The organism is Vitreoscilla filiformis (assembly GCF_002222655.1).
Taxonomy (GTDB): domain Bacteria; phylum Pseudomonadota; class Gammaproteobacteria; order Burkholderiales; family Burkholderiaceae_C; genus Ideonella; species Ideonella filiformis.
Genome location: NZ_CP022423.1, coordinates 2,444,430 through 2,465,370, shown reverse-complemented (window position 1 = coordinate 2,465,370; position 20,941 = coordinate 2,444,430). Strand labels below are relative to the sequence as shown.

Here is a 20,941-nt window from a genome sequence, read left to right as displayed (position 1 = left end):
GATCTTCTAAAGGTTTGGTGGGATAGAAGATGTTCTTGAAAATACGGAACGGATTTTATTGCTATGGCTACGATTAACGGAACAACTGAAAACAACGATCTAACTGGCACGGCATCCAGTGATTACATCAGTGGTTATGGCGGCAACGATACCATTACTGCGGGTGCTGGCAATGACACCATCGTCACCAGTTTCGGATCTGATTTGATTCAAGCGGGAGATGGTGATGACGTCATCACATCCACACATAATGGAACCACCGACTATCACCTTTATGGGTCGGGCCTTGATACGATTGACGGGGGGGCAGGCAATGACACCGTCAGTGTTTCGTTGGCATCAACAGATGGTTGGACAGCTTCTATTTGGACGGGTACAAATTCGGCTGGAGCCAAGGTCGGGGACATCGGTGCAACATCCAGCTGGGATGCTGTCAGTGCCGTGGTCAAAGGCAGTACAGCATTCACTTTGAATAGTTACGCAGGAAAATTATCACTCAAGAATATTGAGTCACTCAACATCACGACTGGATCCACTTCGTCAGAGTTGATCTTTGCCCTGGGTAATGGCACAAAGTATGATGGGGGAACTGGTGATCAGGCCGATACGTTCTTTGCTGACTGGTCGACATCTACAGCCAATATTTCCTGGAAAAACACGGGGGCCGCGACAGTCGTGAATGGCATCACGATTTCCAACATGGAGCGTTTGTTGGTCAAGACGGGTGCTGGAAATGACTTGATTGACAACTCCAGTTTTGTGACAAGCGACCAAATTTATACTGGAAATGGGAATGACACCATTATCGCAAGCAAGGGAATAAATCTGGACTCCGAGTACTCCTCTGGCGACACAATCAGCTCTGGTGCAGGCAACGATATCATCGCAGCTAATTTTACTTCAGACCTGATTGACGCTGGTGATGGTGATGACGTCATCACATCCACACATAATGGAACCACCGACTATCACCTTTATGGGTCGGGCCTTGATACGATTGACGGGGGGGCAGGCAATGACACCGTCAGTGTTTCGTTGGCATCAACAGATGGTTGGACAGCTTCTATTTGGACGGGTACAAATTCGGCTGGAGCCAAGGTCGGGGACATCGGTGCAACATCCAGCTGGGATGCTGTCAGTGCCGTGGTCAAAGGCAGTACAGCATTCACTTTGAATAGTTACGCAGGAAAATTATCACTCAAGAATATTGAGTCACTCAACATCACGACTGGATCCACTTCGTCAGAGTTGATCTTTGCCCTGGGTAATGGCACAAAGTATGATGGGGGAACTGGTGATCAGGCCGATACGTTCTTTGCTGACTGGTCGACATCTACAGCCAATATTTCCTGGAAAAACACGGGGGCCGCGACAGTCGTGAATGGCATCACGATTTCCAACATGGAGCGTTTGTTGGTCAAGACGGGTGCTGGAAATGACTTGATTGACAACTCCAGTTTTGTGACAAGCGACCAAATTTATACTGGAAATGGGAATGACACCATTATCGCAAGCAAGGGAATAAATCTGGACTCCGAGTACTCCTCTGGCGACACAATCAGCTCTGGTGCAGGCAACGATATCATCGCAGCTAATTTTACTTCAGATCTGATTGACGCTGGTGATGGTGATGACGTCATCACATCCACACATAATGGAACCGACGGCTATCACCTTTACGGGTCGGGCCTTGATACGATTGACGGGGGGGCAGGTAATGACACCGTCAGTGTTTCGTTGGCATCAACAGATGGTTGGACAGCTTCTATTTGGACGGGTACAAATTCGGCTGGAGCCAAGGTCGGGGACATCGGTGCAACATCCAGCTGGGATGCTGTCAGTGCCGTGGTCAAAGGCAGTACAGCATTCACTTTGAATAGTTACGCAGGAAAATTATCACTCAAGAATATTGAGTCACTCAACATCACGACTGGATCCTCTTCGTCAGAGTTGATCTTTGCCCTGGGTAATGGCACAAAGTATGATGGGGGAACTGGTGATCAGGCCGATACGTTCTTTGCTGACTGGTCGACATCTACAGCCAATATTTCCTGGAAAAACACGGGGGCCGCGACAGTCGTGAATGGCATCACGATTTCCAACATGGAGCGTTTGTTGGTCAAGACGGGTGCTGGAAATGACTTGATTGACAACTCCAGTTTTGTGACAAGCGACCAAATTTATACTGGAAATGGGAATGACACCATTATCGCAAGCAAGGGAATAAATCTGGACTCCGAGTACTCCTCTGGCGACACAATCAGCTCTGGTGCAGGCAACGATATCATCGCAGCTAATTTTACTTCAGACCTGATTGACGCTGGTGATGGTGATGACGTCATCACATCCACACATAATGGAACCACCGACTATCACCTTTATGGGTCGGGCCTTGATACGATTGACGGGGGGGCAGGCAATGACACCGTCAGTGTTTCGTTGGCATCAACAGATGGTTGGACAGCTTCTATTTGGACGGGTACAAATTCGGCTGGAGCCAAGGTCGGGGACATCGGTGCAACATCCAGCTGGGATGCTGTCAGTGCCGTGGTCAAAGGCAGTACAGCATTCACTTTGAATAGTTACGCAGGAAAATTATCACTCAAGAATATTGAGTCACTCAACATCACGACTGGATCCTCTTCGTCAGAGTTGATCTTTGCCCTGGGTAATGGCACAAAGTATGATGGGGGAACTGGTGATCAGGCCGATACGTTCTTTGCTGACTGGTCGACATCTACAGCCAATATTTCCTGGAAAAACACGGGGGCCGCGACAGTCGTGAATGGCATCACGATTTCCAACATGGAGCGTTTGTTGGTCAAGACCGGTGCTGGAAATGACTTGATTGACAACTCCAGTTTTGTGACGAATGATGAAATTTATGTCGGTGTGGGAAATGATGTTATTTCTGGTGGCGGGGGCAATGACAGCTTATATGGTGAAAACGGCAACGACAGCCTGATCGGCGGAGCTGATGTGGACTCGCTGGTCGGTGGGGCTGGCAACGATACGTACGTGGTTGATGTCGTTGAAGATGCCGTAGTCGAGGGCAGTGATAGCCTCGGGGGAGTTGATTTGGTGCAGAGTGCAGTGTCTCTGACTTTGGTCACCAACGTGGAAAACCTGACCCTGACCGGCTTGGCAACCGACGCTACGGGGAATGAGCTGAACAACGTGCTGACGGGCAACGCTCTGGCCAACACTCTGACGGGCTTGACCGGTAACGACAGCCTGGTCGGTGGCGCTGGCAACGACATCCTGGTCGGCGGCGCTGGCAGTGACACCTATGTGGTGGATGCCGTGGGCGATGTGGTGACGGAGGATGCTAGCGCGGGAACGGATTTAGTGCAGAGCGGGGTGTCGCTGACTTTGGCTGCCAATGTGGAGAATCTGACCCTGACTGGTTCAGCCATCAATGCCACGGGCAATGAGCTGAACAACGTGCTGACGGGCAATGCTCTGGCCAACACTCTGACGGGCTTGATCGGTAATGACACCCTGATCGGCGGCGCAGGCAACGACACCTATGTGGTGGATGCTGTGGGCGATGTGGTGACAGAGAAGCTCAGCGAAGGGACGGATTTAGTGCAGAGCGGGGTGTCGCTGACTTTGGCTGCCAATGTGGAGAATCTGACGCTGACCGGTTCAGCCATCAATGCCACGGGCAATGAGCTGAACAACGTGCTGACGGGTAACGCTTTGGCCAACACACTGACGGGCTTGATCGGTAATGACAGCCTGACCGGTGGTGCCGGCAACGACATTTTGGTTGGTGGCGCAGGCGATGACACCTATGTGGTGGATGCCGTGGGTGATGTGGTGACAGAGAACCTCAGCGAAGGGACGGATTTAGTGCAGAGCGGGGTGTCGCTGACTTTGGCTGCCAATGTGGAGAATCTGACCCTGACTGGTTCAGCCATCAATGCCACGGGCAATGAGCTGAACAACGTGCTGACGGGCAACGCTCTGGCCAACACACTGACGGGCTTGATCGGTAATGACACCCTGATCGGTGGCGCTGGCAATGACACCTATGTGGTGGATGCGGGAGATCTGGTGACGGAGTTGGCGGGCCAGGGGACGGATTTGGTGCAGTCCTCGGTGACATGGACACTGGGCAGCAACGTAGATAACCTGACGCTGACGGGTGTCGGAAATATCAATGGCACGGGCAACGCTGACGCCAATGTGCTGACCGGCAACACGGGTGCAAATCAGCTGAACGGTGGTGCTGGCAATGACACGCTGATCGGCGGTGCTGGCAACGACACCTATGTGGTGGATGCGGGTGATCTGGTGACGGAGTTGGCGGGCCAGGGGACGGATTTGGTGCAGTCCTCGGTGACATGGACACTGGGCAGCAACGTAGATAACCTGACGCTGACAGGTGTCGGAAATATCAATGGCACGGGCAACGCTGATGCCAATGTGCTGACCGGCAACACGGGTGCGAACCAGTTGAACGGTGGTGCTGGCAATGACACCCTGATCGGCGGCGCAGGCAACGACACGCTCACCCTGAGCGATGGCGGAGCCGATCGAGTTGTCCTGGATAGTTCGGTTGGTTTTGATTTAATCACCGGCTTTGCTACAGCATCCGATGTCATTGCTCTGAGTCAATCCGCTCTTTACGTGGGTGATAAGGACACGACCGTTGATGGAGGAGTTGTTGTCGGTGCAGGAGGGAGTTTTGCAAGTTCTGCTGAACTTGTGATCTTTACCAACAACATCAGCGGCAGCCTGACCACCACCAGTGCAGCAGGTTTGATCAAGCAAGCCAGCGCCGCCTACACCACCGGCCAGCACGCCTTGTTTGCCGTAGACAATGGAACGGACTCACAGCTCTACTACTTCACCTCGTCAGGTAACGACGCCACCGTCAGTGCCTCCGAGCTGACCTTGTTGGCCACCCTTTCGGGGACTGGTGGCACAGCCTTGAGCGACTACGCTTTCAGCCTCTAACCCCCCCCTCAACCTGGGCGCCAATACGCGCCCAGGGCTGCGGCACAATCCGCCCCCATGCGATTGCTGACCGTCCTCCTCGCCGCAGCCCTGCTGAGGATCAACTTCGAAATCTGGCTCGACGAAAGCGGCGTGCGCTACACCGCCCAACTGCGCCAAGACCTGCAAGCCCAGCAAGCCGTCAACGAACAAGCCCGCTTGCGCAACGAACAACTCACCGCCGAACTCAACGATCTGGCCGACGGCACCGAAATGATCGAAGAGTGGGCCCGCCAACAGCGCAGCATGTTGCGCCCCGGCGAAGTGCTGGTGCAGTACACCACGCCCCCCCACTGACCGCCCACCGCCCGCATGATCGATGCCTTGCTTCGTGTCAGCGCCCCGCTGCTCGCGCCGGCCTTCACCCTGTGGGGCAGCCCGGTGACGACGCTGGAAATCGTCGCCTGTGCCCTCTCCCTGGCGATGGTGGCGTGCAACCTGCGCGTTCACCCCCTGGGCTGGCCGCTGGCCATCGCCAGTTCGCTGCTCTACGCTTTGCTGTTCGCCAGTTACAAACTCTATGGCGAAGCCAGCTTGCAACTGTTCTTCGTCGCCATTTCACTGTGGGGCTGGTGGCAATGGATCGCCGCCCGGCAGGCCGATGGCCAACTGCTGGTTGTGCATCGCCTGCGCCCGCGCCAAGCCCAGGGCCTCGCCCTGGCCACCCTGGCCGCCTGGCCGCTGCTCGCCCTCTTGCTCACCCACACCACCGACAGCGACGTCCCTTGGCTCGACGCCCTGCCCACCGTCGCCAGCGTTACCGGCCAAGTGCTGCTCGGGCGCAAGCTGATCGAAAACTGGCCCGTGTGGCTGGGCGTGAACCTGGTGAGTGTCGGCCTGTTCGCTTGGAAAGGCTTGTGGCTGACCGTGCTGTTGTATGCCGTGTTTGCCGGGCTGTCCGTTCTGGGTTGGCGCACTTGGCGGCGGCTGGAAGGGCAAGCCCATGCCTGACACCGCCCCCACCCGTGGGCTGGTGATCGCCGTGCTCGGCGCCGAAAGCACCGGCAAAAGTTGCCTCACCCAAGCCCTGGCCCCGCGCTTGACGGCGCTCACGGGGCTGGCGTGCCACATCGTGCCCGAATACCTGCGCGAGTGGTGCGACCATCACCAGCGCCTGCCGCGTGAAAGCGATCAAGCCCACATCGCCCACACCCAAGCACAACGCATCGCCGAAGCCGCCCAATCGGCTGCACTGGTGCTGGCCGACACGACGCCGCTGATGACGGCGGTTTACCACCGCCACATCTTCGCCAGCCGCGCCCTCGATGCCGAAGCCCTGGCCTGGCAGCGCCAGCAGGTGGATTTTCATTTGCTGATGGCGCTCGACCTGCCCTGGCAGGCCGATGGTTTTTTGCGCGACGGGCCGCAGGTGCGCGCCCCCGTCGATGCCCTGCTGCGCGAGGGCCTCATCGGAGCGGGGTTGCCGTTTGCTGTCGTTGCCGGGCAGGGTGAGGTGCGCACCGACGCGGCGTTGGATGCCCTGTCGCCCCTGCTGCGCCAACGCTGGCCGGCCCGGGCGAGTGGGTTGTTCAGCCGCCTAAGCGCCCAAGAAGCCGCCCAACCCCGCTGGCGCGCCCTGTGTTCCGATTGCGACGATCCGGCCTGCGAGCACGCCGCCTGGCAACAGCGCCAAGCCGGCGGCGCGGTGGCCTCAATGCAGCGCGGCTGAACCGGCTTGGCCGGGCAGGGCGCCGAACAACTCGCCCACATCCACCGCGTCGAAGTGGTAGTGTGCGCCGCAATGGTCGCAGCCAATTTCGATGCGCCCTTGCTCGGCGATGATCGAATCGGCCTCCTCGCGCCCCAGGTTGTGCAGCATCGCCGCCACGCGCCCACGCGAGCAAGTACAGGCAAAACGTGGGTGCAGCGGCTCGAAGCGGCGCACGTCCTCTTCCCAAAACAAGCGGCGCAACAGCGTGTCGGCGTCCAGCGTCAGCAGTTCCTCCTGCTTCAGCGAGGCCGCCAAATGGGCGATGCGGTTGAAACCTTCGGCCAACGCTTCGGCTGTCGTTTCTCCAGGCTGCCCGCCCAGGTTGGCTTCACCTTCGATGGGCAGACGTTGAATCAACAAGCCCGCCGCCATGTGTTCATTGGCCGCCAGCACCAGGCGCGTTTCCAATTGTTCAGATTGGCGCATGTACTGCTCCAGCACCTGCGCCAGTGAAGGCAACGTCGCACCCTGGGCGTTTTGCAGCGGCACCACACCTTGGTAAGGTTGCTGGCCCGGCAGACGGTCTTGCGGATCCAAGGTGATGGCACAGCGCCCCTGGCCATGCACGTTCAGCAAAGCACGCAATTCGGCGCCGGCGGGCACGTTGCCCACGATTTTGGCGGTGGCGCGAAAGCTCAAATCCGGACGGCATTCGGCCACGGCCAGTTTGACCGGCCCATCGCCCATGATCTGCAACACCACCGAACCGTTGAACTTGATGTTGGCTTGCAACAACGTTGCGGCGGCGGCCATTTCGCCCACCAAGTCGCGCACCGGCGGGGCAAAACCGCCCACTGTGGCTCGGCGGCGCAGCAGTTCTTGCCAAGCGTCGGTCAGGCGCACCAGCATGCCGCGCACGGGCAAACCTTCGAACAGGAATTTGTGGAGTTCGCTCATCGGCGTCAGCGGGGCAGGGCCCGGAGGTGGAGGGGGGCGATAATTCTACGGATGGAACTGAGAACCCGTGCTTTGGAGGTCTTGCGTGAATCCGACCCGGATCGCAAGGCCGAGGCCGCCACCCACCTGTTGGCCGCCGCCCGCGCTTGGCAACGCACCCCCGATGCCTCTCCCGATGTGACGCTCAACCCCGCGCTCACCCTGCCCACCCCAGCCGATTTGCCAGGGCGCCCGGCGCGTCCGCGTTTGGTGCATCCGTCCAAACTGCCGCAGCGTTCGCCGGTGAGTGTGGAAGGGCGGGCCGCGCTGCTGCACGCCATCTGCCACATTGAGTTCAACGCCATCAACCTGGCGCTGGATGCGGTCTGGCGTTTCCCCGACATGCCGGCACCGTTTTACCTCGACTGGCTGCAAGTCGCCGGTGAGGAAGCCCTGCATTTCACGCTGCTGCGCGACCACCTCGCCACCCTGGGCCACGCCTACGGCGATTTTGACGCCCACAACGGCCTGTGGATCATGACCGAACGCACCGCCCACAGCGTGCTGGCACGCATGGCCTTGGTGCCGCGCACCCTGGAAGCTCGCGGCCTGGACGCCACGCCGCCCATCCAAACCAAACTGCGCCAAGTCGGGGACACGGCAGCCGTCGCCATCCTCGACGTGATCTTGCGCGATGAAGTCGGCCATGTTGCCATCGGCAACCGCTGGTTCCATTGGCTGTGCGAGCGCGAGGGCATCGACCCCGTGACGCACTACCCCGAACTGGCGCAACGGCATCAGGCCCCATTGTTGCGTGGGCCGTTCAACCTGCCGGCGCGGCGGGCTGCGGGTTTTTCTGAGGCCGAATTGACGGCGCTCCAAGCCCGCTGAGACCGATCATTGGCGTTGCCGCGCCGTCATTTCACCCACCAGCGCGGCTTTTCGAGAGGGACTTCCATGGCTCAACTTCACACCCGTCGTTTTCTGAAGGTTGCCACCGCCTTGGTGGCTGGCGTTGTGCTCGCCGCTTGCGGCAAGCAAGAGCCGGCGCCGAGTGCCGCGTCGGCGGCGGCATCGGCCCCGCCCGCACCGGTGGTCAAAACCTACACGGTCGGCACCGATGCGGCTTACGCACCGTTTGAATTCCAAAACGAGAAGGGCGAAATCGTCGGCTTCTCGATGGAGCTGCTGACGGCTGTGGCCAAGAAAGCCGGCTTCGAGGTCAAATTCGTTAACACGCCGTGGGAAGGCATCTTCAACTCGCTGGCCCAGGGCGACCGCGACTTGCTGATCTCCTCCATCACCATCACCGACGAGCGCAAACAAACGATGGATTTTTCGGATCCATACTTTGACGCGGTGCAGCTCATCGCCATCAAAGACGGCGCCAAGATCACCAAGTTTGACGACCTGAAGAAACTCAAAGTCGGCGTGCAAACCGGCACCACGGGCGACGAAGTGGTGAGCAAGCTGCAAGGCAAAACCGCGACCACCATCAAGCGCTTTGAATCCACCCCGCTGGCGCTCAAGGAGCTGGAAGCCGGCGGCGTGGACGCCGTCGTGGCGGACAACGGCGTGGTGATCCACTACGTTGCCAACAACCCGTCGGCCCAGTTCAAGACCGTGGCCGATGCCAGCTTCACGCCCGAGCAATACGGCATTGCCGTGAAGAAGGGCAACGCCGAACTGTTGGCCCTGATCAACAAGGGCCTGGCCGAGATCAAGGCCGATGGCAGCTACGCCGCGCTGTATAAGAAGACCTTCGGCACCGAACCGGCTGCCGCAGCGGCACCGGCCTCGGCCGCTTCGAAGTAATCCAGACGGAGCACGAACGTGGAGTTGCGCTGGGACATTCTTGCGGGCTACGGGCCGCTGTTCGCCGAAGGGCTGTGGAACACCATCAAGCTCACGGGCGTGGCGGTGACGGTGGGGCTGCTGTTGGGGGCGTTGTTGGGGCTGGTGAGCAGTTCCGCAGATGCCCCCAAATCGGGCTCACCGCTGATCGAGGGCGCGCTGCGCTTGGCGCGGGGGCTGACGGCGGTGTACGTCGGTTTTTTCCGGGGCACGCCACTGTTCGTGCAGATTCTGCTGGTGCATTTCGCCGTCATGCCGGCGCTCATTCAGCCGGATCACGGCCTGTTGCTGAGCGGCGAAGCAGCGCGCGAATTCCGCCAAAACCACGGCGCGTTTTTCTCTGGGGCGTTGGCGTTGTCGCTGAATGCGGGCGCCTACATCTCGGAGATTTTCCGTGCCGGCATCCAGAGCATCCACCGTGCGCAAACCCAAGCCGCTTGGAGCCTCGGGTTGACCCACAGCCAAGCCATGCGCTACGTGGTGTTGCCGCAGGCCTTCCGCCGCATGGTGCCGGCTTTGGTGAACGAGGGCGTCACGCTCATCAAGGATTCGTCTTTGGTGTCGGCCATCGGGCTGGCCGAGCTGGCACTGGCAGCGCGCACCGTGGCGGGGGCTTATTCGCGCTACTGGGAACCGTACCTTGCCATTTCGGCGCTGTATTTGGTACTGACGCTGCTGCTGTCCACCCTGGCCAAACGCTTGGAAGCACCGGCTCATTTGCGTGGCCGTTAAGGATGGCACGCCTGTTGCTTGCCGCTCCTGTGTTGCTTGATGGCAACGCCAGCGCCCTATCGCAAGCCAATGGCGCATGTCGAAGCCTAGACTGGCGCATCTTGTCTTAACCCTGTCTCAAAAGGCATTTCATGAAAAAAGCACTGATTCCCGCAGCCCTGTTGTTGTCGCTGGCTGGCGCCGCTCACGCTGAGCTGGCCTTGTATGGCTTGATCGACCTGAGCTACGGCAAGAACGGCTATGTGGGCGACCAAAAGGCGGACTTCCACTCGGGCGGCGATGACGGCAGCTCGCAAGGCAACTCCACCTCGCGCTTCGGCCTGAAGGGCAGCACGGACATCGGCAGCGGTCTGAAGGCCAACTTCCGCCTGGAATCGAACGGCATCAGGCATCACCAGCGATGGCGACATCGGCTCGCCGTTCTTCGGTCGCCAAGCTTGGGCTGGCGTGTCCGGTGGCTTCGGTGAAGTGCGCCTGGGTCGCCAAGACTCCGTGGCCTTCCAAACCATGATCGGTTTCGACGCCAACGGCGCCGCCAACGCTGCTTCGGCTTTCGTGGCCGCTGGCGTGGCTCCGTACAACCCGGGTCGCCAATCGCGTTCGCTGCAATACATCTCGCCGGACTTCAGCGGCCTGAAGGTGCAAGCTGGCTTCAAGCCGGCTGGTGACGAAGACGGCACCACCAACGGCAAGGACGTGCTGTCCCTGGGCGTGACCTACACCCTGGGTGGCCTGACCGTGGCTGCCACCGGCGAATCTGCTCGCACCGACGGCACCGAAGGCTTCGGCGCGCTGGCCGCCAGCTACGACTTTGGCGTCGCCAAGGTCATGGTGTCCGGCACCAACGGTGGCGATGTCAACAAGGGTGGCATTGGCAACGGCTTCGGCGTGGGCGTGTCCGCTCCGATCGCTGGCTTCACCGTGGGCGTGAACTACGGCAAGAACACCACCACCGAAACCAAGGCCGCCGAGCTGTTCATCAACCGCGAAGTGCTGAAGAACACCATCGTCTACTTGAATCTGGGCCGCGCCAAGTACGCTGACGACACCAGCCGCACCGCTTACGCGCTGGGCGTGATCTACACCTTCTGATCGGTTTTCCGTGCGTCGGCCTGACCCTGGCCGGCGCTGAACCGACCGCACCAACCCGGTTCGCTCCGCGAACCGGGTTTTGTTTTTCCATGGCGTGCATGTTCTGGACATGACCCACCTGTTGCTGCTCCTGCCCGATTTTTTGCTCATCGTGTTGGGCTATTGGCTGTGTCGCCACACCCCGCTGGATCGACCGATCTGGGATGGCGTGGAGCGCCTGGTGTACCACCTGCTGTTTCCGTGTTTGCTGTTCGTGGCCATCGTGCGCCAGCCCTTGGCCTTGGGCGAGACCCTGACATTTGCCGGGTGCGGTTTGGCCGTGGTGGTGTGTGGCATCGCTTTGGCGCATGCGCTGCGCTTTTGGCCTCATTTGGATGCACATCTGCACGCTTCTGGTGCGCAGACGGCCTTTCGCTTCAATTCTTACGTCGGGTTGGCGCTGGCCGAGCGCATCGGCGGGGTGCAAGCCGTGGCGTCGATCGCTTTGTTGATCGCCCTGTGTGTGCCGCTGTGCAACGTGGCCGCCGTTTGGCCCTTGGCACGGCGCTCGGGGCAGCATCTGGGGCGGGAGTTGGTGCGCAACCCGCTGATCGTGGGCACCGTCACCGGGCTGCTCGTCAACCTCAGTGGGTTGAGTGTGCCGGAGGTGCTGATCACCACGTTGTCGCGGGTGGGTGGCGCGTCCTTGCCCATGGGGCTGATGGCCGTCGGGGCCGGGTTGCGCATGGGCGCGCTCAAAGAAGCCCCCGGCATGGCCGCCGCCTTGTTGGGCATTCGCCATGCCGTGCTGCCGCTGTTCGCCATCGTGCTGGTGGACGCCGTGGGTCTGCCACCCGGGCAGCAAGCGGTGGTGGTGGCGTTTGCCGCCCTGCCCACCGCTTCCAGCGCCTACGTGCTGGCCACGCGCATGGGCGGGCACGGCGCGTTCGTGGCCGGATTGGTGAGTGTGTCCACGCTGCTGGGCATGTTCAGCGCCCCGCTGGCCTTGGCCTTGTTGCAGCAGCTTCAGACGGCTTGAGCCAAGGCCCAGTCGATGTGCTCGCCCACCAAGTCGTCAGCGCTGGAGCGGGCGGCCCACAGCGCGTGGCGGATCGTGTCCGACGCCGCATCTCCCGCCGCCAGCGCGTTGCCCAAAGCAATGGCCAAATTGCGTCGCCAACGCCCGTAGCCGATGCGGCGAATCGGGCTGCCCTCGGTTTGGCGTAAGAACTGGGGTTCGTCCCAAGCCCACAGCGTCAGCAACGGGGGGCCGTCCAGGGCGGGGCGGGGGGCGAAGTCGGGCAGGGGCGTGGTGCGGGCAAACTTGTTCCAGGGGCACACCAACTGGCAGTCGTCGCAGCCATAAATGCGGTTGCCCAGCAGCGGGCGCAGGTGGACATCGATGGGCCCCGCGTGTTCGATCGTCAAGTAAGAAATGCAGCGCCGCGCATCCAGCCGGTAAGGCGCAACGATGGCCCCGGTCGGGCACGCCGTGAGGCAGGCCGTGCAAGCGCCACAGTGTGCCGACACGGGCGGCGTCACCGGCAACGGCACGTTGACGAAAATCTCCCCCAGAAAAAACAGCGAACCCGCCTCTCGGGACACCGTCAAGGTGTGTTTGCCGCGCCATCCCAACCCGCTGCGGCTGGCCAGTTCGACTTCCAGCACGGGGGCCGAGTCGGTGAACACACGCGCTTGCCAATGGGGCAGGGCGCCCAGATCGTCCGCCAGCCCATCGGCCAAACGTTGGAGACGCTGGCGCAGCACTTTGTGATAGTCCCGCCCCCGGGCGTAGACGCTGAGGGCCGCTTGGGCGGGTTGAGCCAGCCGGGTGTGTTCGAGCACCCGCCAGTCGGTGCCGGGGCGCTCGGGCAGGTAGTCCATGCGGGCGGTGATGACACGCACTGTGCCGGGCAGCAATTCTGCGGGCCGGGCCCGCTTGAGGCCGTGCTGGGCCATGTAAGCCATGCTGCCGTGAAAGCCCGCTTCGAGCCAGGCGAGCAGGCCGGGTTCGGCGCTCTCCAGGGACACGTCGGCAATGCCGATCTGGGAGAATCCAAGCGCTTTGGCGCGCTGCAACAAAGCCGAAACGACCTGCTGCCCGATGACCTGCTCGGCCCGCGTGGCCTCTTGATCTTGAACCATCCGCCGATTTTAGAAACCCGCCGCCTGCACTGGCCCGACGAGGCCGCTTGTGCCCACTTCGCCCAGACCTTGGCGGCCCAGCCCGACATCGTCCACGCTCGCCTCGAACTCCACGGCCCACTGGGCGCCGGCAAAACCACCTTCGTGCGTCACTTGCTGCGGGCGCTGGGGGTGAGGGGGCGCATCAAGAGCCCCACCTACACGGTCATGGAGCCCTACCGGGTGACAGGCCCCAGCGGGCAGCCACTCGACATCGCTCATTTTGATTTCTACCGTTTCACCGACCCGCGTGAGTGGGAAGATGCGGGATTCCGCGATGTGTTCGCCCAGCCCGGGCTGTGCCTGAGTGAATGGGCCGACAAAGCCCACCCTTGGCTGCCACCGCCTGATGTGAGCTTGCACATCACCTTGCAACCCGATGACACCCGTGAGCTGCACCTGTGCGCCCACAGCCCGATCGGCCAACGCCTGCTGACACTGCCATGAAGCGACGACATGCCCTGACCCACTTCACCCATGCCTCCCTGGGCTGGGTGGCCTTGACCCTCGGCCCAGCGGAACTGGCCTATGGCGCCAGCGTCATCGGGGTGCGGGTGTGGCCCGCCAGCGACTACACCCGGATGACGGTGGAGTCGGACACCCCCCTCAAAGCCACTCACTTCGTGACCACCGGCCCCGATCGCTTGGTGGTGGACTTCACCGGGCACCAGCTCACGCCCGAGTTGCGGGAGTTGGTGGGCAAGGTCAAACCGGGCGATCCGTACATCGCGGCCATCCGGGTGGGGCAGTTTCAGGCGGACGTGGTGCGCTTGGTGGTCGATCTCAAGCAGGGCATCAAGCCCGAGCAGTTCGCGCTGGCGCCGGCGGGGCCTTACAAACACCGGCTGGTGTTTGACCTGTATCCCCAGCAGGAAACCACACCCATCCAGGCCATGATCCGCGAAAAAGCCGTCGAGCTGGCCAACGACGATGACCTCACCCGCCGTGCCGAGCTGTACGCCTTCGCCCAAGCGCTGGAGCCGGAAGCCGCTGCCGCCGCAGCGGCGGCGATCCCTGGGGCTTCTGAAGCTGCGTCGGGGGTGCCGGAGATGATCGATCCGGATTCGGACGAGATCGAGCAGTTCTTGTTGCGCATCGATCCGACTTACCAGGGGTGGTCGCCCGATCCGACCCGTCCGCGCCCGCGTGTGCCGCCGGACAGCCGGCCCGTGAATCGTCCCAGCGTGGGCGGGCGGGGCAGCTTCAAACAACTGTTTGTGGTGGCGATCGATCCGGGGCACGGGGGTGAGGATCCGGGTGCGGTGGGCCCGTCCGGGTTGCGGGAAAAAGACGTGGTGCTGGACATCGCCCAACAACTGCGCAAACGCATCAACGCCCGCCCCAACATGCGCGCCATGATGACGCGGGACGCGGATTTTTTCGTGCCGTTGCATGAGCGTGTCATCAAGGCGCGCCGGGTGCGGGCCGACTTGTTCATTTCGATCCACGCCGATGCTTTCACCCGGCCAGAGGCGCGTGGGGCCAGTGTGTTTGTGTTGAGCACTTCGGGGGCTTCCAGCAGCGCGGCGCGGTGGATGGCACAAAAGGAAAACACCTCGGATTTGATCGGCGGGGTCAACACAGCCTCGCGGGATGCGGGGGTGTTGCGCGTCATGTTGGACATGAGCACCACCGCCCAAATCCGCGACAGCATGACGATTGGCCGCGAAGTGCTGGATTCACTGGGCACGGTCGGGCGCTTGCACAAAAACCAAGTCGAGCAAGCCAGTTTTGCGGTGCTCAAGGCGCCGGATGTGCCGTCCATCTTGGTGGAGACCGCGTTCATCTCCAACCCCGAGGAGGAACGCAAACTCAACTCGCCGGCCTATCAGCGCAAACTGGTCGAGGCCATCATGAAGGGCATTGATCGTTATTTTGCGAAGAAGCCGGCGTCGAGGCGTCGCACGGCTTGAGGGTGGGGGTTTCGAAGCAACCGAGGGGGTTTTATGTCAACTGTTTTTTCACAGATGCGTCGAGTGGCGGGGGCCAGCGGCGCGGTGCTGCCGGCGATGGCTGGCCTGAGCGCTTGCGGCGGTGCGGACGATATCGGCACCGAGCCCGTCACCGTGGCGGTGACGTTTGATCACATTCCGCCGGCTTGGACGCTGGGGTATTCGGATTACACCGATGGCACTGAGCCCAGCAACGTCACGCTGAGCTTGACGGACACGTTGCCAGCGCCCATCCAACAACGGGCCGTGGCCATCAGCGGCACCAACCACAGCGATGACATGTACGCTTACATCAAGCGTCCAGTCACGGGGCTGGCGCCTTCCAGCGTGTACCAGGCCGAAGTCAGTGTGACCCTGGCGGCCAGCGTGCCGCAGGGATGTTTGGGCGTGGGAGGCTCGCCGGGCGAGTCGGTCTACGTTAAGACCACGGTGAGCGGCAGCGAACCGCAGACGGTGCGCCAAGATGATGGCGAATGGGTGCTGTCGATCGACAAGGGCAACCAAGCCCAATCCGGCACCGAAGGCCAGATGCTGGGCCACATCGCCAACAGCGCCACCGATTGCCAATACGGCACCACCGAACGCAAAACCTTGCGCACCACCACACCCATCACCGTCACCACCGACGCGCAAGGCCGCGTGTGGTGGGGCCTGGGCCAAGACTCGGGTTATGAAGCCGGCTCCACCTTGGTGCTGCTGAACGCGACGTTGACGCTCAGCCCGCGCTGAGGCCCATGTCCGGCAGAATGTGCCGCTCCTCTTACCAAGGCACAGCCATGCTTTCACTCCCCGCCGCCGGTCAACAGCTCATCAACGACGTCGCTCAGCGCCACGGCTTCAGCGTGGAGGCCACCCTGAGCATGCTGGAAGCCGTGCGCAATGGCAATGGCAGCATGGCGCAGTTCAACCACCCCGAGTTCTCTGGTGCGGGGCAGTGGATGCGTGGTGGCATGACCATGGTGTCGGACATGTTCAACAACTACCTCAAGGGCCGTGTGGACAGCCTTTGTTCGGAGTTGTCCAACTTGCTGGCCAACCAGCCAGAACTCACCCCCCTGGCGCCCGCCGGGGGCTCGATGGGCTCTGGTGGAGATTGGTGGCCTGCCGATCTGCGTTACCCCAACAGCACGGGCGCGCAAAACCATGTGCGCTATGCCTACTTCGCCCAGGCCAGGCGCCTGGTGATCGAGGTGAACGGCACCGTGACGGTGTATGACACCCTGGATCACCAAATCGGGGGCTTTTCGCAACAGCAATCGGTGGGCAGCACGCTGACCTTTTCCAGCCAATATGGGCAAATGGATGTGACGAGTTTGCCCGTGGTGTCCTCCAATGGCATCCCGCCCCAAGCACCGATGGCGCCCGTGGTGCAAGCCCCGCCGCCGCCCGTCAACACCTGGAGCGCTGCCCCCATCGCTCCGCCCATCGCCCCAGCGCCCGCGCCCTGGGCGGGTGCCAGCCATTCGGAGCTGGATGTGTTTGGCGCCATTGAGCGCCTGGCCGCGCTGCATGCCAAGGGCATCTTGAGCGACGCGGAGTTCAGCACCAAGAAAACGGAACTGCTGAGTCGGCTTTAAGCCCCTTCAGCCCCGGCGAGCAAAGCCCGCAAGCCGGCTTCGTCCAACACCGGCACGCCCAGGCTCTGGGCTTTGTCCAGCTTGCTGCCCGCTTCACTGCCGGCCACGACGTAGTGGGTTTTCTTGGACACCGAACCACTCACCTTGCCGCCCGCCGCTTCGATCATCGCTTTGGCTTCATCGCGGCTCAAGCTGGGCAGGGTGCCGGTGAGCACCAGCGTTTTGCCCAACAGCGGGCGCGGCGCATCGGACGCCAGCCCGATTTCATCCGGCCAACACACACCCGCAGCGCGCAGTTGCTCCACCACTTCTCTGTGGATGGGCTGATCGAAAAAATGGCGCAGGCTGTTGGCCACCACCGGGCCCACGTCCGGCACCTCCAGCAGTTCTTCCACGCGGGCGTCCATCAGCCGCTCTAGGGTGCCGAAATGGCGCGCCAAGTCCTTGGCGGTGCTTTCGCCCACATGGCGGATGCCCAAGCTGAACAAAAACCGCCCCAGCGTGGTGTGTTTGCTCTTTTCAATCGCCGCCAGCAGGTTGGTGGCGCTTTTGTCGCCCATGCGCTCCAGCGCCGCCAAACTGGTGAAACCGAGTTTGTACAGATCGGGCAAGCTGCGCACGATCTGGCCGTCCACCAACTGATCCACCAGTTTGTCGCCCAAGCCTTCGATGTCCATCATGCGGCGGCTGGCGAAGTGCAACAGGGCTTGTTTGCGCTGCGCCGGGCAGGTTAGGCCGCCGGTGCAGCGCCAATCCACCTCGCCTTCTTCGCGTTCAATCGGGCTGGCACACACGGGGCACTGGCCGCTCAAGCGCTTGTAGAGATCGAAAGGTTCCCCCACATCGGCGGGGCGATCGGCCAACACCACGCCCACCACTTCGGGGATGACGTCGCCGGCGCGCCGCACGATCACCACATCGCCCACACGCACATCCTTGCGCCGCGTTTCGTCCTCGTTGTGCAGCGTGGCGTTGCTCACGGTGGTGCCGCCCACGAACACCGGTTCCAGCTTGGCCACCGGCGTGAGTTTGCCGGTGCGGCCCACTTGGATGTCGATGCCCAGCAAGCGCGTCATCTGCTCCTGGGCGGGGTATTTGTGCGCCACCGCCCAGCGCGGTTCGCGGGTGACAAAACCCAAGCGCTCCTGCAACGCCCGGTCGTTCACTTTGTAGACCACGCCGTCGATGTCAAACGGCAGCGTGTCGCGGCGGGCACCGATGCGGGCATGGAAGGTGGCCAGGCCGTCGGCGCTTTCCAGCACCGCCCGTTCGGCACACACGGGCAGGCCCAGGGCGGCCAAAGCGTCCAACAAAGCGCTGTGCGTGGCGGGAATGTCCCAGCCTTGCACCTCGCCCAGACCATAGGCGAAAAAACTCAACGGCCGCTGGGCGGCGATGCTCGAATCCAACTGGCGCACCGCGCCTGCCGCCGCGTTGCGCGGGTTGACGAAGGTTTTTTCGTTCAGCGCCCGTTGGCGTGCGTTCAGCGCTTCAAAGTCATCGCGGCGCATGTACACCTCGCCGCGCACCTCCAACACCGGCGCCGTGCAACCCAGAAGACGCAGCGGAATTTGGCCGATGGTGCGGATGTTGTGCGTCACGTCCTCGCCGGTTTCCCCGTCGCCGCGTGTGGCCGCTTGCACCAGCACCCCGGCTTCGTAACGCAGGTTGATCGCCAGCCCATCGAATTTGAGTTCGGCGCTGTAGTCGATCGGCGCATCGTTCTCGGTGAGTTTGAGTTCGCGGCGCACGCGGGCATCGAACTCGTGGGCGCCTTGGGCCGTGGTGTCCGTTTCAGTGCGAATCGACAGCATGGGCACCGCATGACGCACCGGCGTGAAGCCCTCCAGCACGGCGCCCAGCACGCGCTGGGTGGGCGAATCTGGCGTGCGCAGCGCTGGGTGCTCGGCCTCCAGGGCTTGGAGTTGCTGGAACAGGCGGTCGTATTCCGCATCGGGCACTTCGGGGGCGTCTTGCACATGGTAGGCGTGCGCCAGATGGTGCAAACGCTCGCGCAACGCCGCTGCCTGAGCGGCTGGCGGAGTGGGTTCGGGGGCCGCCGCCGGGGCGGAGACGAACAAATCAAGTTGAATGTCGGAAGGGGGCATAAACAGGCAGTGTAGTGAGCCGAATTAGGATGAGCGCACAACAGCAATTTCACCAACCCTGGTCACACATCATGAACGCACCTGCTTTCTCATCTTCTTGCCGTCGCTGGTTGGCGATCGGTGCCCTGGCCCTCGGAGCCAGTGTGGCGCACGCCGATGTGCTGTACGACCCCAGCACCCAAACCCTGCCCTCGCAGCAAGACTGGGTGATGGTGGATTTTTTGGGCACCGCCCAAGTCCAGAACGGGTTGTTCAACCTCAGTTCCACCGGGTCGAACTCGTTGAAGAGCGGCATCGCCCGCACCGATCAAACCATCGACAGTGACACCGGCACGACGCTGAACTTCAGCTTCCAAACCGTCAGCGAAAGCCACGCCAACGCCAACCGCGCCGGCTTTTCTGTCATCTTGTTGGACAGTGAACATCGCGGCATTGAGCTGGGTTTCTGGGCGACCCAGATTTGGGCCCAATCGGGTGCGGATTTTTTGCACGCTGAGAGTGCCAGCTTCAACACCACCTTGTTGCGCAACTACAGCCTGACGTTGCAAGACGGGTTTTACAGCCTGAGCAGCGGCGCCACCACGCTGCTGACCGGTGCGATGCGCGACTACAGCAGCTTCGGCAGCGTCTACACCCAGACCAATTTCATCTACATGGGTGACAACACCTCCTCGGCCCAAGGCAGCGTGAAGATCGGCGCCATCGGTTTGACGACGGGCAGCGGTGGCACCGTCTCTTCGGTGCCTGAACCTGCCACGTTGGCCCTGTGGCTCGGGGCGCTGGGTTTGTTGGGCGCCCGCCGCCGCCGCCTCAACTGAACAAACGCCGGGCCGCCGCACTGCCGGCGGCCAGTTCGTGGCGCGCCAGTTCCAGATACAGGGTTTGCAGGGTCGCGCCAATGCTTTCAAACGCCTGCAAGCCCAGCGGGTCGCCTTGGTCGTCCAGCACCTTGGCGCCCAAATCCTCGGCCAAGCGACGGGCGCACAAGTACCACGTCGCAAACGGCTCCGCCTCGGGCGGGGATTGCGGCACGTCCAAACTCAGGGCGATGTGCTGCAACACCGCTTCGCCGGGATCGTCTGCCAGCGCGGCCTGCGCGTCGAAACTCAACACCAGCACGGGCGGCGCATCCTCCTCCATGGACATCAACACCATGCGCCCCGCGATCGTGCTCGGCACAAAACCGTGGCGTTGCGCACAGGCTTGCACCGTCTCCAGCGACCATGAGCCGACCGCCGGGCACAAGTACACCACCAGCTTCACATCGTTGTGGGAACAAAACGCGTCCAGCTCGCGGGCGCGGTTCACGGCCTCGATCATGTCCGGCAGATCGACCAAGGCGCGCAGCGCCTCGCCCAAACTTTCGGCTTTTTGGGTGAATTCCGCAAAATCGATTTCGTTGAGCGGCCCGTGGCGGTTGGCCAGTTGCACCGCCACCTGCACCTCGGTGTAACGCCGGCCAGCGCTGGGCACCTCCCAGGCGTCGGTTTGGGCGTGGTAACCCTCGACGTACAGCGGTTTGTTGCCCGCCCGCCGCACCAAACTGAGATGCTGCAAGATCAGATCGCCACTCACCGGTGATTCCGGCGTGAGGGTGGCGATGGCATCGATGAGTGCATCGATGCGCGGCGCGCGGCGCAGCGGCTGTGGCCGGGGCGGTTCGCTTTTCCACAGCACCGACGCCTGCACGCCCCCCAAGCTGGCCGGATCGACCTCACCCTGCAAGGTCGTCGCCGCTGCGGCGGCGGCAGCGGCGTCCGCATCGGCGCGGCGGCGGGCTTGACGGGCGCGGTACGTCGTCCACAGCACGTGCAGCCCCATCAACGCCAGCAGCAGCAGGGCCACCAGGATCAAGCCAATCGTCAGAGTCAT

General features: G+C 61.9%; 19 protein-coding genes. 15 read left to right on the top strand and 4 right to left on the bottom strand.

The window, feature by feature from the left end:
* The first annotated feature begins 63 nt into the window (after positions 1–63).
* From VITFI_RS11645 to VITFI_RS11630, 4 genes are read left to right on the top strand one after another with little or no spacing between them, the layout of a single operon-like run.
* A complete protein-coding gene (locus tag VITFI_RS11645; protein ID WP_089417101.1) occupies positions 64–4,965 on the top strand; it encodes a beta strand repeat-containing protein in 4,902 nt (1,633 codons plus the stop codon).
* Between the two features lie 57 nt (positions 4,966–5,022).
* Positions 5,023–5,301 (top strand): septum formation initiator family protein, encoded by a 279-nt coding sequence (locus tag VITFI_RS11640; RefSeq protein WP_089417100.1) that lies wholly within the window; start codon positions 5,023–5,025, stop codon positions 5,299–5,301.
* A gap of 15 nt (positions 5,302–5,316) precedes the next feature.
* The gene (pnuC, locus tag VITFI_RS11635) at positions 5,317–5,955 is read left to right on the top strand and encodes a nicotinamide riboside transporter PnuC (protein WP_089417099.1); all 639 of its coding nucleotides are present in this window, start codon (positions 5,317–5,319) and stop codon (positions 5,953–5,955) included.
* A complete protein-coding gene (locus tag VITFI_RS11630) occupies positions 5,948–6,673 on the top strand; it encodes an AAA family ATPase (protein WP_089417098.1) in 726 nt (241 codons plus the stop codon). Before pnuC ends, VITFI_RS11630 begins: the two co-directional genes overlap by 8 nt.
* Here VITFI_RS11630 and hslO read toward each other — a convergent pair.
* On the bottom strand, positions 6,656–7,612 hold the full coding sequence (gene hslO, locus VITFI_RS11625) for an Hsp33 family molecular chaperone HslO (protein ID WP_089417097.1): 957 nt from the start codon (positions 7,610–7,612) through the stop codon (positions 6,656–6,658). The genes VITFI_RS11630 and hslO overlap by 18 nt on opposite strands.
* A gap of 51 nt (positions 7,613–7,663) precedes the next feature.
* Between hslO and VITFI_RS11620 the strand changes: the two genes are divergently transcribed.
* The 6 genes from VITFI_RS11620 (at position 7,664) to VITFI_RS11595 (ending at position 12,287) form a co-directional block, all read left to right on the top strand.
* Positions 7,664–8,482 carry a ferritin-like domain-containing protein gene (locus VITFI_RS11620; protein ID WP_089417096.1) on the top strand — a complete coding sequence of 273 codons (819 nt, stop codon included), beginning with the start codon at positions 7,664–7,666 and terminating at the stop codon, positions 8,480–8,482.
* Between the two features lie 66 nt (positions 8,483–8,548).
* Positions 8,549–9,406 carry a basic amino acid ABC transporter substrate-binding protein gene (locus VITFI_RS11615; RefSeq protein ID WP_089417095.1) on the top strand — a complete coding sequence of 286 codons (858 nt, stop codon included), beginning with the start codon at positions 8,549–8,551 and terminating at the stop codon, positions 9,404–9,406.
* A gap of 18 nt (positions 9,407–9,424) precedes the next feature.
* Positions 9,425–10,177 carry an amino acid ABC transporter permease gene (locus tag VITFI_RS11610; RefSeq protein WP_089417094.1) on the top strand — a complete coding sequence of 251 codons (753 nt, stop codon included), beginning with the start codon at positions 9,425–9,427 and terminating at the stop codon, positions 10,175–10,177.
* A 131-nt stretch (positions 10,178–10,308) separates the two neighbouring features.
* Complete coding sequence (locus tag VITFI_RS11605; RefSeq protein ID WP_089417093.1) at positions 10,309–10,644, top strand: porin; 336 nt, start codon at positions 10,309–10,311, stop codon at positions 10,642–10,644.
* Entirely contained in the window at positions 10,625–11,269 is a 645-nt protein-coding gene (locus VITFI_RS11600; protein ID WP_232476603.1) for a porin, read from the top strand. Before VITFI_RS11605 ends, VITFI_RS11600 begins: the two co-directional genes overlap by 20 nt.
* Positions 11,270–11,378: 109 nt before the next feature.
* Positions 11,379–12,287 carry an AEC family transporter gene (locus VITFI_RS11595; protein ID WP_089417091.1) on the top strand — a complete coding sequence of 303 codons (909 nt, stop codon included), beginning with the start codon at positions 11,379–11,381 and terminating at the stop codon, positions 12,285–12,287.
* Here VITFI_RS11595 and queG read toward each other — a convergent pair.
* A complete protein-coding gene (gene queG / locus VITFI_RS11590) occupies positions 12,275–13,393 on the bottom strand; it encodes a tRNA epoxyqueuosine(34) reductase QueG (protein ID WP_089417090.1) in 1,119 nt (372 codons plus the stop codon). The two genes, VITFI_RS11595 and queG, sit on opposite strands and share 13 nt — an antisense overlap.
* On the opposite strand from queG, the gene tsaE reads away from it, so the two are divergent.
* The 4 genes from tsaE to VITFI_RS11570 are packed head-to-tail and all read left to right on the top strand — an operon-like array spanning position 13,385 to position 16,961.
* Positions 13,385–13,879 (top strand): tRNA (adenosine(37)-N6)-threonylcarbamoyltransferase complex ATPase subunit type 1 TsaE, encoded by a 495-nt coding sequence (tsaE, locus tag VITFI_RS11585; protein ID WP_232476601.1) that lies wholly within the window; start codon positions 13,385–13,387, stop codon positions 13,877–13,879. The genes queG and tsaE overlap by 9 nt on opposite strands.
* Positions 13,876–15,345, top strand: a complete 1,470-nt coding sequence (locus VITFI_RS11580; RefSeq protein ID WP_089417089.1) for an N-acetylmuramoyl-L-alanine amidase — start codon at positions 13,876–13,878, stop codon at positions 15,343–15,345. The genes tsaE and VITFI_RS11580 overlap by 4 nt, the downstream gene beginning before the upstream one ends.
* A gap of 33 nt (positions 15,346–15,378) precedes the next feature.
* Positions 15,379–16,113 (top strand): hypothetical protein, encoded by a 735-nt coding sequence (locus tag VITFI_RS11575; RefSeq protein WP_157725667.1) that lies wholly within the window; start codon positions 15,379–15,381, stop codon positions 16,111–16,113.
* A 47-nt stretch (positions 16,114–16,160) separates the two neighbouring features.
* Complete coding sequence (locus VITFI_RS11570; protein WP_089418124.1) at positions 16,161–16,961, top strand: SHOCT domain-containing protein; 801 nt, start codon at positions 16,161–16,163, stop codon at positions 16,959–16,961.
* Here VITFI_RS11570 and ligA read toward each other — a convergent pair.
* Positions 16,958–19,069 (bottom strand): NAD-dependent DNA ligase LigA, encoded by a 2,112-nt coding sequence (gene ligA / locus VITFI_RS11565; RefSeq protein ID WP_089417087.1) that lies wholly within the window; start codon positions 19,067–19,069, stop codon positions 16,958–16,960. The two genes, VITFI_RS11570 and ligA, sit on opposite strands and share 4 nt — an antisense overlap.
* Positions 19,070–19,140: 71 nt before the next feature.
* On the opposite strand from ligA, the gene VITFI_RS18235 reads away from it, so the two are divergent.
* Complete coding sequence (locus VITFI_RS18235) at positions 19,141–19,887, top strand: choice-of-anchor Y domain-containing protein (protein WP_198301446.1); 747 nt, start codon at positions 19,141–19,143, stop codon at positions 19,885–19,887.
* On the opposite strand, the gene VITFI_RS11555 is transcribed toward VITFI_RS18235, so the two are convergent.
* A complete protein-coding gene (locus VITFI_RS11555; RefSeq protein ID WP_089417085.1) occupies positions 19,880–20,941 on the bottom strand; it encodes a cell division protein ZipA C-terminal FtsZ-binding domain-containing protein in 1,062 nt (353 codons plus the stop codon). The two genes, VITFI_RS18235 and VITFI_RS11555, sit on opposite strands and share 8 nt — an antisense overlap.

Bases quoted from the DNA above. Each gene is read 5' to 3' on its own strand.
- VITFI_RS11640 (WP_089417100.1), top strand. From the start codon at position 5,023: ATGCGATTGCTGACCGTCCTCCTCGCCGCAGCCCTGCTGAGGATCAAC.
- VITFI_RS11620 (WP_089417096.1), top strand. From the start codon at position 7,664: ATGGAACTGAGAACCCGTGCTTTGGAGGTCTTGCGTGAATCCGACCCG.
- VITFI_RS11570 (WP_089418124.1), top strand. From the start codon at position 16,161: ATGCTTTCACTCCCCGCCGCCGGTCAACAGCTCATCAACGACGTCGCT.
- VITFI_RS11630 (WP_089417098.1), top strand. From the start codon at position 5,948: ATGCCTGACACCGCCCCCACCCGTGGGCTGGTGATCGCCGTGCTCGGC.
- VITFI_RS11580 (WP_089417089.1), top strand. From the start codon at position 13,876: ATGAAGCGACGACATGCCCTGACCCACTTCACCCATGCCTCCCTGGGC.
- ligA (WP_089417087.1), bottom strand. From the start codon at position 19,069: ATGCCCCCTTCCGACATTCAACTTGATTTGTTCGTCTCCGCCCCGGCG.
- hslO (WP_089417097.1), bottom strand. From the start codon at position 7,612: ATGAGCGAACTCCACAAATTCCTGTTCGAAGGTTTGCCCGTGCGCGGC.
- queG (WP_089417090.1), bottom strand. From the start codon at position 13,393: ATGGTTCAAGATCAAGAGGCCACGCGGGCCGAGCAGGTCATCGGGCAG.
- VITFI_RS11645 (WP_089417101.1), top strand. From the start codon at position 64: ATGGCTACGATTAACGGAACAACTGAAAACAACGATCTAACTGGCACG.
- pnuC (WP_089417099.1), top strand. From the start codon at position 5,317: ATGATCGATGCCTTGCTTCGTGTCAGCGCCCCGCTGCTCGCGCCGGCC.
- VITFI_RS11595 (WP_089417091.1), top strand. From the start codon at position 11,379: ATGACCCACCTGTTGCTGCTCCTGCCCGATTTTTTGCTCATCGTGTTG.
- VITFI_RS11555 (WP_089417085.1), bottom strand. From the start codon at position 20,941: ATGACTCTGACGATTGGCTTGATCCTGGTGGCCCTGCTGCTGCTGGCG.
- VITFI_RS11575 (WP_157725667.1), top strand. From the start codon at position 15,379: ATGTCAACTGTTTTTTCACAGATGCGTCGAGTGGCGGGGGCCAGCGGC.
- VITFI_RS18235 (WP_198301446.1), top strand. From the start codon at position 19,141: ATGAACGCACCTGCTTTCTCATCTTCTTGCCGTCGCTGGTTGGCGATC.
- VITFI_RS11615 (WP_089417095.1), top strand. From the start codon at position 8,549: ATGGCTCAACTTCACACCCGTCGTTTTCTGAAGGTTGCCACCGCCTTG.
- VITFI_RS11605 (WP_089417093.1), top strand. From the start codon at position 10,309: ATGAAAAAAGCACTGATTCCCGCAGCCCTGTTGTTGTCGCTGGCTGGC.